The organism is Rhizobium sp. RHZ02 (assembly GCF_014851575.1).
Classification (GTDB): Bacteria; Pseudomonadota; Alphaproteobacteria; order Rhizobiales; family Rhizobiaceae; genus Rhizobium; species Rhizobium altiplani.
In genome coordinates this window covers 21,081-33,756 of the sequence record NZ_JACUZX010000034.1, presented here as the reverse complement: position 1 = coordinate 33,756, position 12,676 = coordinate 21,081, and the positions used below count along the sequence as shown (strand labels likewise).

12 protein-coding genes and 1 riboswitch are annotated in these 12,676 nt (G+C 59.7%); of the genes, 5 read left to right on the top strand and 7 right to left on the bottom strand.

What is annotated here, in order from left to right; all coding sequences use genetic code 11:
• Positions 1 to 273: 273 nt before the first annotated feature.
• From IB244_RS28835 to IB244_RS28820, 4 genes are all read right to left on the bottom strand, one after another.
• Entirely contained in the window at positions 274 to 471 is a 198-nt protein-coding gene (locus IB244_RS28835) for a hypothetical protein (protein WP_018854699.1), read from the bottom strand.
• 341 nt (positions 472 to 812) lie between these two features.
• On the bottom strand, positions 813 to 1,967 hold the full coding sequence (locus IB244_RS28830) for a glycosyltransferase (RefSeq protein WP_192306532.1): 1,155 nt from the start codon (positions 1,965 to 1,967) through the stop codon (positions 813 to 815).
• 194 nt (positions 1,968 to 2,161) lie between these two features.
• Entirely contained in the window at positions 2,162 to 2,389 is a 228-nt protein-coding gene (locus IB244_RS28825; RefSeq protein WP_018854701.1) for a hypothetical protein, read from the bottom strand.
• Between the two features lie 325 nt (positions 2,390 to 2,714).
• Entirely contained in the window at positions 2,715 to 3,515 is an 801-nt protein-coding gene (locus IB244_RS28820; protein WP_018854702.1) for a class I SAM-dependent methyltransferase, read from the bottom strand.
• A 324-nt stretch (positions 3,516 to 3,839) separates the two neighbouring features.
• Between IB244_RS28820 and IB244_RS28815 the strand changes: the two genes are divergently transcribed.
• On the top strand, positions 3,840 to 4,781 hold the full coding sequence (locus IB244_RS28815; RefSeq protein ID WP_025660718.1) for a LysR family transcriptional regulator: 942 nt from the start codon (positions 3,840 to 3,842) through the stop codon (positions 4,779 to 4,781).
• A gap of 88 nt (positions 4,782 to 4,869) precedes the next feature.
• Positions 4,870 to 5,025: an entericidin A/B family lipoprotein gene (locus IB244_RS28810; protein WP_007788385.1), complete on the top strand. Its 156-nt coding sequence runs from the start codon at positions 4,870 to 4,872 to the stop codon at positions 5,023 to 5,025.
• A gap of 7 nt (positions 5,026 to 5,032) precedes the next feature.
• Here the strand turns inward: IB244_RS28810 and IB244_RS28805 are convergent, their stop codons facing one another.
• Both IB244_RS28805 and IB244_RS28800 read right to left on the bottom strand, forming a co-directional pair.
• The gene (locus IB244_RS28805; protein ID WP_192306530.1) at positions 5,033 to 5,380 is read right to left on the bottom strand and encodes a hypothetical protein; all 348 of its coding nucleotides are present in this window, start codon (positions 5,378 to 5,380) and stop codon (positions 5,033 to 5,035) included.
• A 172-nt stretch (positions 5,381 to 5,552) separates the two neighbouring features.
• A complete protein-coding gene (locus tag IB244_RS28800) occupies positions 5,553 to 6,551 on the bottom strand; it encodes a glycine betaine ABC transporter substrate-binding protein (RefSeq protein WP_062371170.1) in 999 nt (332 codons plus the stop codon).
• Between the two features lie 520 nt (positions 6,552 to 7,071).
• On the opposite strand from IB244_RS28800, the gene IB244_RS28795 reads away from it, so the two are divergent.
• Positions 7,072 to 8,526, top strand: a complete 1,455-nt coding sequence (locus IB244_RS28795; protein WP_192306528.1) for a cobyric acid synthase — start codon at positions 7,072 to 7,074, stop codon at positions 8,524 to 8,526.
• On the opposite strand, the gene IB244_RS28790 is transcribed toward IB244_RS28795, so the two are convergent.
• Entirely contained in the window at positions 8,523 to 10,313 is a 1,791-nt protein-coding gene (locus tag IB244_RS28790; RefSeq protein WP_018854708.1) for a chloride channel protein, read from the bottom strand. The genes IB244_RS28795 and IB244_RS28790 overlap by 4 nt on opposite strands.
• Positions 10,314 to 10,560: 247 nt before the next feature.
• A riboswitch (cobalamin riboswitch) is annotated at positions 10,561 to 10,958 on the top strand.
• 128 nt (positions 10,959 to 11,086) lie between these two features.
• Here IB244_RS28790 and cobU point away from each other — a divergent pair.
• Positions 11,087 to 11,611, top strand: a complete 525-nt coding sequence (gene cobU / locus IB244_RS28785) for a bifunctional adenosylcobinamide kinase/adenosylcobinamide-phosphate guanylyltransferase (RefSeq protein ID WP_018854709.1) — start codon at positions 11,087 to 11,089, stop codon at positions 11,609 to 11,611.
• Positions 11,612 to 11,616: 5 nt separating this feature from the next.
• Positions 11,617 to 12,666, top strand: a complete 1,050-nt coding sequence (cobW, locus tag IB244_RS28780) for a cobalamin biosynthesis protein CobW (RefSeq protein WP_192306526.1) — start codon at positions 11,617 to 11,619, stop codon at positions 12,664 to 12,666.
• Positions 12,667 to 12,676 lie beyond the last annotated feature (10 nt).

The following is a 12,676-nucleotide window of genomic DNA, read 5'->3' as shown; positions in this document are numbered from 1 at the left end:
CGAATGCACTATTCGTTGCTTGGAATACGTCGTTTCGATATCCTGAAAGCGACATTCTCATGGATAAATGCGGCCGCAAAGAGCAAATTTGCGACATTGCTGAAATTGACGATGGTCAAATGACGTTTGCGTTCTTCAAAAGTTCGAAAAAGGCGCTCGAAGAAAATATATGTGTCTGAAATTCAAGATTTAATTAGGAGCCCCTAAAGACGGAGAAAGCGGCGCTGCACGAAGGCGGGCGCCGCTCTCACGCGGGGAGGAATGTCGGATTCATTACATAACCTTGCGTTCATCCGCGCCATCCGCCGACGGCCAGCCAATGTCCTTACGCATGTCGAAGGGCATGGATTCGATTTCGCGGGCGGCCTGCCACTGGTGCCAAGCATGAACAAGCTTGCGGGCATAGTCGACAATATGCGCATGAGCTTCGCTTGAGGACGCCTTGGTGTGCCTGAAGGTAATCGTCGTCATAGCCGTTCCTTTCTTCGTCGGATGACGCCTTGTTTGATGAGTAAAATATGGGTGTTTTCGTCCCATCAATCAAACGAATAGCATTTATGGATATCATCAGTGATTTTGAACGATGGCGACGCGCGGCGGATTGGATATCTGCCGACACGGCCAATTCAATTCGAGGGGCGTCGTGCCTACCGGCGGCGCGGGGAGGAGCCGCCACGCATGGTGTTGATCTAAAGGGAGATGCGGGCACAGCGCTGCCGGCGGAACAGTGGCCGATCTGGCGGGGCGGATTCATATGTCCCGAGGGCAACTTGGGCGGCTGGCGGCCGCCGCGGTATGTCGATTGCCCTAGTTTAGGGGCCTGCAATCGGTTCGGCTACTCCACCCTCCAGGCGCGATTCCTGCGATCTGATCACCATAATGTTTCCGCGCCAATCGAAACTGCCTCTCAACCAACTCCGTGTCCAGATCGCTGGCTGCAAGACATCGCGGGTAACCATTGCGAGGAGTGACAGCAGGGATAGGTGCCAATGCTTGCGGGCTGCAAGAATAAGTTCCGGCGCGTAGGCGGTGCATAAGACTGCCAGGGTTGTAGTAACGAGACTGGTGCCGGAAACGACGGCAGCGCTCAGGCCCAGCAATAGGGGAGGAACTACGCCAAGCAGGATCTCCGGCGCGAAGAAGTGCGGGAAAGTGACGCGTCTCAGCCGCGCCCAACGAGACTGCCTGGCCCAGAGCTCGCGGAAGGTCCTTCTGCCTAGGGGCTGCTCGAATGGTCCGGCGACGAGATGCACCTTGAGGCCCATGCTGTTGACCAGCTTTGTGGCGGCGGCGTCTTCTGCGATCTCGGCCGCAAGGGCTTGGATGCCACCGTGGGCGTCGAGGATCGTCTTTTGCCAGAGCATGCTCTTGCCTTGCGCGAAGCCGAATCCAAGCGCTTCCCCGGCATATTGCCAACGGGCTTGGTGGGTGTTGAGAAAAGCACATTCGACCTCCGCCCAAAATCCGCTCGGACGGGAGCCAAGTGGCGTCGAGCAAACGAGGCCGCTGTCGGGTCGCCATGCGGCCATAAGGCGTGCGAGATAGTTCGCCGGCATCAGGACATTGGAATCGGCAAGGACGACCCATTCATGCGCCGCCGCGCTCCAGCCCTTGACGCAGTTGTTGAGTTTCGGATTTGCGCTGATGCGGTCATCCCCGATCAAAATCCTTGCATTTGCCAGCGGCCTTGCTCGGAGGGTGTTCTCCGCCAGACCAATGATCGGATCGGCCTTGTCTGCAACGCAAAAAATGACTTCGTAGTCGGGCCAATCCAGGATCAGCGCGCTTTCGAGTGTTTCCCGCGAGAACTGTTCTATGCCGCAAAGGGGTATCACGATCGAGACAGGCGGACGCACAGCGACACTTGGCGTCTTGTCTTGGCGGGACCGAATTCGCCATCCTGCGATCATAAGGCTGAGGGTATTGGCTGCCAGCAGGGCACCGGCGACGGCAATGATATACAGCATCAGTCATTCCAGCGGTGAACAGCGCCGGAATGAAAACGAGTCTCAGCGCTCGGTGAGTCAAAACATCACCGTCAGATGACGCGATGATGACATCTACCCAACGGTGACGCCTTAGTCATGCGAAGATCCACAGGATCTGTCTGCCGACGAGGACCGGCTTGCCCGCCGCGACGCCGATGCCGACGGGCCCCGGCTCAGTGTTTCTTCCTCAGCGCCCTCTGGATCTTCACAACCTCACCCTTCATCAAGATCAGGAAGTGCTTCTTGTCGAGGCGATTGGCGACCTCGCCATCCATTGTCATGTAATCGGTTCTGGGCCTAGGGATGGCTTCATCGGCAACCCTGATCTGTTCGATGACAATGCAGGGATTTCCTGCGCCGCCCGTGCATTTGAACCGCCGCGTCTCCTGATACTGTGACATCAACGCCCCTCCTAGCTGACAGCAAGCATCATCGTTTCCGACGCGGCGATTTCAAGTTTTATTTTAGTCATTACTGAAATAGATGGAGGGGAGATCGCCGAGATGAGCGGACAAAGCCCGGTGCTGGTTTGGACAGCGCCGGGCCTCTGCGACTGCAGTTGAGGGAAACGCAGTCAGCGCAACGACAAAGCAAAGCGTGCGTTGCCCACAAGGAACGGCTCCTAGCATCGGATGTTCCGACAATTCGAGGCATTGTCGGACGAGCCGTGTTTTGGTGCGCGCCTTTGCGCGTCGGCACAATGAGCGGCTGCCGTGCGCGTGATATCTACCGTGGCGCCTCGGCGGTGAACACCAGCGCTGACATCGGCCCTTCGATCGGACCTTTGCCGAAAGCCTGCTCGAGAGCCGCCGTGACTCGTGCCACGACGTCGAATTTCGGGTTGCGGGCTTCGATTTCCATGCGGAGCGGGCTGCCCTTGCAGAAGGCGGTTGCGGCGTCCCTTGCCGAGGACGCATGGGCAGTCTTTTCGACCTTGGTGAAAGCGGCCGACTCGAATCCGGCCCGTTCGAGTTCCGAGAGGATCGCCTCGGCATCAAAATAGCTGTGCGGCGTTCGCCGGAAGAAGTCCAGCGGATCTTCTGGAAACAATGCATCCGTCTCAGTCATCATGACCTTTGCGAAGGCGTTGCTCTCGAGGGAGTCCCAGGTGCTGAAGAGGAAGGTCCCTTTCGGCTTGAGTACGCGGAGGATTTCGCGGTAGGCGCGTTGCTTATCGGGAAAGAACATGACGCCGAACTGGCATGTGACGGTGTCAAAGATGTGATCGGGAAAGGGCAGGCTCAACGCGTCAGCCTGTCGCCATGCGATATGCCCGCCAGAATGTCTCAATGCGGCGACATCCAGCATCGCCTGGTTCAAATCGGTGGCGATGATTTGGGCGTGCGGAAGCGCCGACGATATCGCGCGCGTGAGGGCCCCGGACCCGGCTGCGACTTCGAGAACGCGGTGCGGATGAACCGATGCCAGGCGCTGCGCCAGATCGGCGGCATAAGGGTCAAACAGGATCGGCACCAGATACCGATCGTATGCTGCAGGGATATCGCCTTGGAAACACGCATCGTTCATCGCGATGGTCCTTACGCTCCGTCGCCGCGCCCGGAGCGTATATTAGAACCTTTCGATGCGTCTTTGAAGCCGCTGGCGGCGCTCGCATCTTCAGCGAGGGACGGTCATACCTAGTGCCTGTAGGTCGAGGTCATCAGCGAGATGCCTCGGCAGTCGAGCCAACTGATCTCGTGTGCGATTGCGTGTCTGACGTGAGATCTGACGAGATCTGAATGCGTAGAAGATGTCGAAGATTACAATGAGCGTGTTCATCGCGGCCTCCTTTCATCAGTACTAGCCGCTATGAACCAAGGGTATTGTCGGGTTGACTTTCAATCAAACAAAATGATATGGAAGTCAAATTCAGAAAAATTGAAAGATGTGACGATGAGCATTCCCTTTCGCCGTCCCATTCCTTTGCTTGACAACGACGTGCTGCGCACCTTCGTTGCCATTGCAGAGACCGGCAATTTTTCCACGGCCGCGGAAGCCGTCTATCGGACGCCGTCGGCGGTATCCATGCAGATCAAGAAGCTGGAAGAGCAACTCGGCGCCACGCTGTTTCTGCGTGATGCGCGATCGGTCAGTCTGACCCAGCATGGCGAAGTGCTGCTCTCCTACGCGCGCAACATCCTCGCTCTGTCGAACGAGGCCGTCTCGCGGTTCATCATGCCCGAGCTGAGCGGCGTGGTGCGGCTCGGCGCGCCTGAAGATATCGGCGAACGGCTGCTGCCGAATATCCTGAAAAGCTTCGCCGAGAGTTTCCCGAGCATCATGGTCGATGTCACCATTGACATGAGCATCGGCCTCAAGAAGCGCATGGAAGAGCAGCGCCTGGACCTGGCACTGATCAATTGCGCGACGCGTCCGCTGCCGACGGATGGGGAGATCGTCTTCCGCGAGAGGCTTGTATGGGCCGGTGCCAAATGTGGTACGGCGCACCGCCGCGATCCGCTGCCGATCTCGATCTGGGAGGATGGCTGCATTTGGCGCTCTGAGGCACTGTCTCAGCTTGAGCGAATGAAGCGCGGCTATCGTGTCGCTTTTCTTAGCGGTCACACCATGGCCCAGCGAGCGGCCGTCGTTTCCGACCTCGCGATCGCGCCCCTGCCGCGCTCCTATGTCACTGATGAGATGACAATTCTCGGCGTGCAGGAGGGGCTGCCCGAACTCGGTTCCTTCGACATCAGGCTGCTCACTGCGTCACAGATGAACAACCCGATGCGGGCGGTAGCCGATAGCATCCGCTTTGCCTTTGCGGAAAAAGCCAAGGCCGTAGCGGCTTGACAACTTAGTACGGACCTCTTTTCTTCCTCCGGGGTTTAATGCGCGCGGAGTCGCCCGCGCGTGGACGATTGAAAAGAAGGATTTCGCAATGACGACAATGGCCAAGATCGGCTCCGCCCTCGCAATTCTGCTCGTGCTTTCTTCGTGTGGAAACACAATCCGCGGCATCGGTCGCGACACGGCAAATGCCGTAAACGCGACTCAGGATGCAGGTCGTTCGGTCGGTCGCGCGGCCACCAGGTAAGACGGCGTCAGATCACCGCCGGCGGGTAGGCCCTTTCCAGCCCGCCGGAACGCGAAAGCCCACTCCGGAACGCCGCATAGGCCGGGTGCTGGCTTGATTTCGCTGCCTCCATGAGGCGTATCTGCAGGCGGGCCGGCGCTGCGCCGCCAATCCATCTCCCAAGGCTCTCGAGTTTCAGCGTATTCAGGAATGGCGCGCTCGCGGCATTGTTCAGGTGACGGTGAAGACCATCGATGACGTTCTCGTCCTGTGCCGCATTTTCCATCAGCAGGGAGACGTAGGATTTTTCCTGCTCCTCCAGGCTGGCAAGCTTCGAGGCGATTGTGTCGCGGTCGGGAAACGGGGTGGATGTCATCTTTTTTCTCTTCGTCTGGGCAAGCAGCTTGGCACGATTGGGTGCCGCCGCTTACAGGAAACCGATACCGTCAGAAGACGGCTGCTCCTTTTCCCCGCTCACTCTTGCGCGAATCCTGCGCTGACCAATCGAAGAATATTGCACCGTCTGGTGAGCGATTGCTTTGCTCTTCCTAGAGCCCGGCCTTGACCTTCTGCGCGACATCGGCAGGAACCCATTTGGTCCATAGCGCGGCGTAGTTCTGGAGGAAGTAGACGGTGGCTTCCTCGTTGCTCTTGTGGTTGTCATCCTGCCAGGCGAGCACTTCGTTGATTGTCGTATTGTCCCACGAGCGGAGCTTCAGGTAATCCATGGCCGGTCCGGCACGGTCGGCGAAGGCTTTGGTGACAATCGTAAAGGCCCGTGAGACGGGATAGGAATTCACCTGCGGCCGCGCGCAGCCGGGGACAGATGTGCACTTATCCCATTCTGCCTTGTCATGACCCACGCCGAAGCTCAGGCGCGTCATGTCGTATTTGCCGAGGACGGCCGTGGGTGCCCAGTAATAGCCAAGCCAGCCCTCCTTTTTCTGGAAGGCGTTTGCGATAGAATCATCAAGGTCCTGTGGGCTGCCGGTTTCGATCAACTGAAACCCGCTCTTCTCGGCGTCCAGCGCGCGGAACAGGTTGGATGTCGAAATCTGACAGCTCCAGCCGACGGGGCAACTAAAGACGGCGCCCTGCGATGCATTTCCCGGCGCGGGGAAGAGTTCCGGATGCTTGAGCGCATCCTGTACGCTGCGGATATTGGGGTTAGCGTCGGCGACGAATTTGGGTATCCACCAGCCTTCGACAGCTCCCTCCGAAAGGATTTCCGCCGCCAGGATCAGCCTGCCTTCCTTGACCGCACCGTCGAGTTCTGTGCGGACGGAATTGATCCAGAACTCCGAAGCGATATCCGGCTCACCGTTCTCGTTCATCGACAGGAAGGTCGGCATCGTGTCGCCCGGGACGATTTTGACAGAGCAGCCATAACCCTTCTCAAGAATGAACCTGTCGAAGTTGGCCGCAATACCCGCCGAAGCCCACTTCATTTCAGCGATGGTGACGTTGCCGCATTCGGCAGCCTGCGCAGTCGTAGCGGCCGCACAGATTCCTGCGGCGAGCAGGATCGACGTGCAGAGAGATCTCATTTGCCTTCCCATTCTTGCTGCCCCGCCACAACTAGGCGTTCCGCGTCTTGCGGAGATCTTTATCCTGTTTGTCCGGCTATTGCTGTGGCGCTCGTCTTGATGCCTTGGAATGGCAGCCTACGCGTTCGGCTGTGGAAATCAATCGTTCTTCTGTGCATGAGGCGTGAAGTCTAAGCGTCTGATTTGAAAACGTATTGCCAGCCCCACCAAAAGGTTACCACGAGCGTCCCAAAGCCGGAAAATGCCGAAATTCATCTTTGCTTAGGGAGTTGCTAACCGTCCGGTAACAATGTGGCGGTATCTGTTCTTCCGTGGCGGGGGACACCGCCGCTTCTCCGGATCAGGTAATGCGTCCCGGAGAACGTGAGCTTCGCCGTGTATGGGCGAATGCGCCAGCGTATTTCGGCAGGCCGCGCTACCCTAAGCGGGTGACGTGGCCTTCGCATTTTCGGCGCTTGCGATTGACCACGGCAGAGAGGCCGTTGTAGGCGGGGGTCGGGTTCTCCGGAGTTCCGTGACAATGACCAAGGCCATCATGCTGCAAGGGACCGGCTCCGATGTCGGCAAGACCGTTCTTGTCGCGGGGCTTTGCCGTCTTGCTGCCAATCGTGGCCTTTCGGTCCGTCCCTTCAAACCGCAGAACATGTCGAACAATGCCGCGGTCGCCGACGACGGCGGCGAGATCGGCCGGGCGCAATGGCTGCAGTCGCTTGCCGCGCGTGTGCCGTCCTCGGTGCACATGAATCCTGTATTGCTCAAACCGCAATCCGAATACGGCAGCCAGATCATCGTTCAGGGCAAGGTCTGGGGGCAGGCCAAGGGACGGGACTATCAGAAACTCAAGCCAGCGCTCCTCGACTACGTGATGCAGAGCTTTTCGGCCGTTTCGGCCGGAGCGGATCTTGTGATCGTGGAAGGCGCAGGTTCGCCCGCCGAAATCAATCTCAGGGCCGGCGATATCGCCAATATGGGATTTGCCACCCGTGCCGGTGTGCCTGTCGTGCTTGTCGGCGATATTGACCGCGGGGGCGTGATCGCCTCGCTGGTTGGGACGCATACGATCCTCTCCGAGGACGACCGGGCAATGATATCCGGCTACCTCATCAACAAGTTCCGTGGCGACGTCTCGCTCTTTGATACGGGTATCGATGCGGTGCGCCGCTTCACCGGATGGCCATGCTTCGGTGTCGTGCCGTGGCTCAAGCACGCTTCGCGTCTGCCGGCCGAGGACTCGGTGGCGTTGGAACGCCTCGCACGCGGCGGCACGGGGGCACTCAAGGTCGCCGTGCCGGTCTTTACCCGCATCGCAAATTTCGACGATCTCGACCCCTTGAAGGCGGAGCCGGATGTCGATTTGGTTTTCGTCCGCGTGGGCGAGCGGCTGCCTGCGGACGCGCGGCTGGTGATCTTGCCCGGTTCGAAATCAACGATATCAGACCTGGCTGATATGCGTGCGCAGGGTTGGGATGCCGACATACTGGCCCATGTGAAGCGGGGTGGTCGGGTGATCGGGATTTGCGGCGGCTATCAGATGCTCGGGCGCAAGGTCCATGATCCCCTGGGCATCGAGGGACATGCGGTGGATATGGCGGGCCTCGGGCTGCTTGACGTCGAGACGGAGATGGCGCCTGAAAAGACCGTCCGCAACAGTGTTGCGACAGCAGTGGAGGACGGGTCCCCGCTTTCCGGCTACCAGATCCATCTCGGTATCACCTCCGGCGAAGACTGCGGCCGGCCGTTCGCGATCGTCGATGGCAGGCCGGATGGCGCGGTATCGGCAGACGGCCGGATTGCGGGAACCTATCTGCATGGGCTGTTCGCCAGCGACATCTACCGTTCTCGCTTGCTGCGCAGCTTTGGCCTTTCGGGCGACACGAATGACTATCGTGCCGGCGTCGAGAAAGCCCTGGACGACGTTGCGGCCGAGCTGGAAGCCTGTCTTGACCGGCGCTGGCTGGACGAACTTCTCGGCTAGATCTCGCCGGATATTTCGCGGCGGCGGCGATCGAGTTCTTCGCTGTAACGGCGCAGCGTATGCGCCTCGCTCAACTGGCCGACAACCTTGCGCTCAATCAGATTGTTGACGACGGCGAGCGCTTCGCTTTCGGTCTTGTCGAAGATGGCAGCTGCCTGCTTGGCGTTCATCTGCGGCTGCAGGAAATCGTTCTTGTAGCGGATGAATTCGCTGAGATCCTTGCCGGTTTCGTCGGTATCGGTCAGGTTCGCGTAAATCTCCGGAACGAGCACGAGGCCGCTGTACTTGCCGGTACCATCGACCAGGACGACCCGCTGCGCCGAGCCGATGGGGAAGCGTTCCTTGAACTCATCGATCGAGAGAGCGGCATTGGCGGTCTTCACATCGGCGCGCATCAGCCGGTCAACCGTTAGGTTGCGGATCCAGCCGACATCGTGCGCGCTGCGAATGCTCTCGCCGCGCAGGTGGAAGCGCCATGTTGCGAAGGAGTAGCCGAAGGTGCTGCGGACGACGAGCGAGGAGGTGATGACCGCCGCCAGCACAAGCGCCGTGATCGGAAAGTCGCCGGTAATTTCGAGAGCAAGGAACGTCATCGTCAGCGGCCCGCCGATGACGGCGACCGCAAGCGAACTCATGCCGACGACCGCGTAGATGACCGGTGTCAGCGTAGCGTGAGCGAAGTAGGGGGCGGAATAGGCGAAGAACTTGCCTACCAGCGCGCCCATGAACAGCGACGCGAAGAACAGACCGCCTCTGAAGCCCGAACCGATCGAGATCGCGGAGGCGAAGGCTTTCAGGAGGAACAGGCCCACGAGCACCGGAATCGCGACGTCGCGCCCGAGGTTGAGGTGGAGCGCGCCATGTCCTGCCGACAGCACCTGCGGTGTGATCAGCGCGAGGAGGCCAACGACGATGCCGCCAAGGGCAGGGCGCAGCGGCGTCGCGATCGAACTCCGGCGAGCCAATTCCTCGATCCAGGCAACGCCCTGCATGATCATGATACCGACACCCGCACAGAATGCGCCGAGCAGGAGAGCCGGGACGTAATCAGCCGGCATGACCGTACCGAATTCGCCAACGTCGATCAGGAAATCGCTGCCACCGAGCAGCCGAGCCACCAGCGTCGAAACCAGCGCAGAAACCACAACCGGCGTTAGCGAGACGATGGTATACGAGCCGATGATGAGCTCGAAGGCGTAGAATGCGCCGGTCAGCGGGGCATTGAAGGCAGCGGCAATCGCACCCGCTGCGCCGCACCCAACGAGAACGCGCAGGTCCGAGCGGCGAAGCTGCAGCTTCAGCCCGAGCTTCGAGGCCAGTCCGGCCGCCAGCTGCGTGTAGCCGGCTTCCAGGCCGACGGAGGCCCCGAAACCATTAGAAATAAGATTTTGGACTGCGACCAGAATGCTATCGGTGAGAGATAGCCGACCGCCATGCAGTGCGTTCGCCTCGATCGGATCCACCATCGGCTTCTTGCGGGTCTTGGCAAGCACGAACAGCAACAGACCCAGGAGAATGCCGCCGCAGACCGGCGCCGTCAGCAACAGCAGCTTGTTGTCGATCTGCGACGAACTCAGTCTCTCGACGTCGCTGATTCCGAAGATCAGGCTGTGCATTTCGCGGGAAATGAGACCCATACCGGTCACCGCCAAACCCGATATGACACCGACGATCGCGCCGGCGATGACCATCCCCATCTCGCTGCGGCGCAGCAGGGCGCGCATCCGCCCGATATCGAGAAGGGTATGAAACGGACCGAAGCGGCGAATATCGATTTTGAGGAGCATGGCAGGAAAACTAGGCGGGCGCAGGCGCGTTCAAGTGCGAGGAAGGGAGGGGCAAATCAGTGGCGCGACCCGCTTGCGATGCAATTGCGGCAAAAGACCGGCGCGGACAATAATTATTTATGACGTAAGCCACTGATAAAAGACGATAAATCTTGTAGAGTAGGTCGACTTGACAGCGTTTCGCGGCGATGACGGCAATCTTAGGAGCGACGGCTTTTGATTGACTTCAGGAGTGGCCTTGCCTAACGATGACGCCATAACGGATGGTTCCGGACCGGTTGAATCGGTGCGGATGAAAAGGGAATGTGAAGCGGTGGACCCAATTCGGGCACCGTCATCAGAGCCGACCCCGCGACTGTAGAGCGGTCAGGGTTTTCCGTCCGGCGTTGGTTTCGCGTGGCTGACAGCCTGCAAGGGTGCAGGCGGGCTGTGCGAAAGTGGCGACGGAAAAGTCACTGGCAGTGCATCATGATCAACCGGGGCAGGACGCCTCTTACGTCTACGAATCGTCCGCCTTTTCATGAAATGCAGCCGGGAAGGCGAGGAAGATCCGCTGGCACGATCTGGGGCGACCGGTTTCCGGTTTGCCCCGATCGCGGCCAAGACCCGCGAGCCAGGAGACCTGCCAACTGTGCCGGGCGAAAAGCCCATTCCTGGGTGATGCCCGCTGCCAGCACGGAGGTTGTCATGGCTGAAAGACAGATTTGCCGGCTGCGCTCCGCAGTCGTTCCGGTCTCTCGCGGAAGGCTTCCGAAGATCGGTCAGCGTTTTCCATGAGCCCGATATCATCAGGCGCGACTTTCATCCTGGGCGGCGCGCGCTCGGGCAAATCGCGTTTTGCCGAGCAACTGGTCGTCTCGAGCGGCCTGGAGCACCATTACGTGGCGACCGGTCGGGCTTGGGACGACGAGATGCGCGCCCGGATCGACAAGCACAAAGCCGATCGCGGCGATCTCTGGCATACCCATGAAGAGCCGCTGGATCTTGTCGGCTGCCTGCGGGCGATCGATGGCGAGAAGCGGGCAGTTTTGGTGGATTGCCTGACGCTTTGGATCACCAATCTGATGATGGAAGACCGCGACATAGGGGCGGAATTTGCCTCGCTTGTGGCGTATCTGCCGACGGCACGAGCCCGTCTCGTCATCGTTTCCAATGAGGTCGGTCTCGGTATCGTGCCGGAAAACCGCATGGCGCGGGAGTTTCGGGACCATGCCGGCCGTCTGCATCAAATGATCGCGGCCGAGGCCGTGGATGTGTATTTTATCGCGGCTGGACTGCCGTTGAAGATGAAGGGTTGAATTTCATGAACCAGCAGAAAATTCCGGCGACCGTGATCACGGGTTTCCTCGGCGCCGGCAAGACGACGATGATCCGCAATCTGCTCTCCAATGCCAACGGTAAGAAGATCGCGCTTATCATCAACGAATTCGGCGATCTCGGCGTCGACGGCGACGTGCTCAAGGGCTGCGGCGCGGAGAACTGCACCGAGGATGACATCATCGAGCTCACCAATGGCTGCATCTGCTGCACGGTTGCCGACGACTTCATTCCGACGATGACCAAGCTTCTGGAGCGCGAACAGCGCCCCGACCATATCGTTATTGAAACATCCGGTCTCGCGCTGCCGCAGCCGCTCGTTGCGGCGTTCAACTGGCCTGATATCCGCACGCAGGTCACCGTCGATGGCGTCGTTACCGTTGTCGACAGCGCCGCCGTTGCCGCGGGCCGCTTCGCGGACGATCACGATGCCGTCGAGGCTCGTCGGGTCGAAGACGATTCGCTCGACCATGAGAGCCCGATCGAGGAGCTTTTCGAGGACCAGCTGACCTGCGCCGATCTGATCGTACTCAACAAGACCGACCTTCTCGACACCGCCGGCCTTGGTCGCGTGCGCGATGAGGTTGCTTCCCGTATCGCTCGCAAGCCTGTCATGATCGAGGCGCGCAATGGCGAGGTTCCGGCAAGCGTGCTGCTCGGGCTCGGCGTCGGTACGGAAGACGATGTGGTCAATCGCAAGTCCCACCATGAACTCGAACACGAGGACGGCGTGCCGCACGATCATGACGAGTTCGACAGCTTCGTGGTCGAGCTTGGTCCTGTTGCCGATCCGGCAGCCTTCGTGGATGCGCTGAGGGGCATCATCGGCGAACATGACGTGCTGCGGCTCAAGGGCTTCATCGATGTTCCCGGCAAGCCGATGCGCCTGCAGTTGCAGGCGGTCGGCAGCCGGATCGACCACTATTTCGATCGCGCCTGGGCGCCGGGCGAAGCACGCGGCACCCGTCTTGTCGTCATCGGCTTGCACGAGATGGACGAAGCGGCGGTGCGCAAGGCGATCGAAGCGCTGGCATAAGGCAAGACCG

Bases quoted from the DNA above. Each gene is read 5' to 3' on its own strand.
- IB244_RS28835 (WP_018854699.1), bottom strand. From the start codon at position 471: ATGACGACGATTACCTTCAGGCACACCAAGGCGTCCTCAAGCGAAGCT.
- IB244_RS28830 (WP_192306532.1), bottom strand. From the start codon at position 1,967: ATGCTGTATATCATTGCCGTCGCCGGTGCCCTGCTGGCAGCCAATACC.
- IB244_RS28825 (WP_018854701.1), bottom strand. From the start codon at position 2,389: ATGTCACAGTATCAGGAGACGCGGCGGTTCAAATGCACGGGCGGCGCA.
- IB244_RS28820 (WP_018854702.1), bottom strand. From the start codon at position 3,515: ATGAACGATGCGTGTTTCCAAGGCGATATCCCTGCAGCATACGATCGG.
- IB244_RS28815 (WP_025660718.1), top strand. From the start codon at position 3,840: ATGATATGGAAGTCAAATTCAGAAAAATTGAAAGATGTGACGATGAGC.
- IB244_RS28810 (WP_007788385.1), top strand. From the start codon at position 4,870: ATGACGACAATGGCCAAGATCGGCTCCGCCCTCGCAATTCTGCTCGTG.
- IB244_RS28805 (WP_192306530.1), bottom strand. From the start codon at position 5,380: ATGACATCCACCCCGTTTCCCGACCGCGACACAATCGCCTCGAAGCTT.
- IB244_RS28800 (WP_062371170.1), bottom strand. From the start codon at position 6,551: ATGAGATCTCTCTGCACGTCGATCCTGCTCGCCGCAGGAATCTGTGCG.
- IB244_RS28795 (WP_192306528.1), top strand. From the start codon at position 7,072: ATGACCAAGGCCATCATGCTGCAAGGGACCGGCTCCGATGTCGGCAAG.
- IB244_RS28790 (WP_018854708.1), bottom strand. From the start codon at position 10,313: ATGCTCCTCAAAATCGATATTCGCCGCTTCGGTCCGTTTCATACCCTT.
- cobU (WP_018854709.1), top strand. From the start codon at position 11,087: ATGAGCCCGATATCATCAGGCGCGACTTTCATCCTGGGCGGCGCGCGC.
- cobW (WP_192306526.1), top strand. From the start codon at position 11,617: ATGAACCAGCAGAAAATTCCGGCGACCGTGATCACGGGTTTCCTCGGC.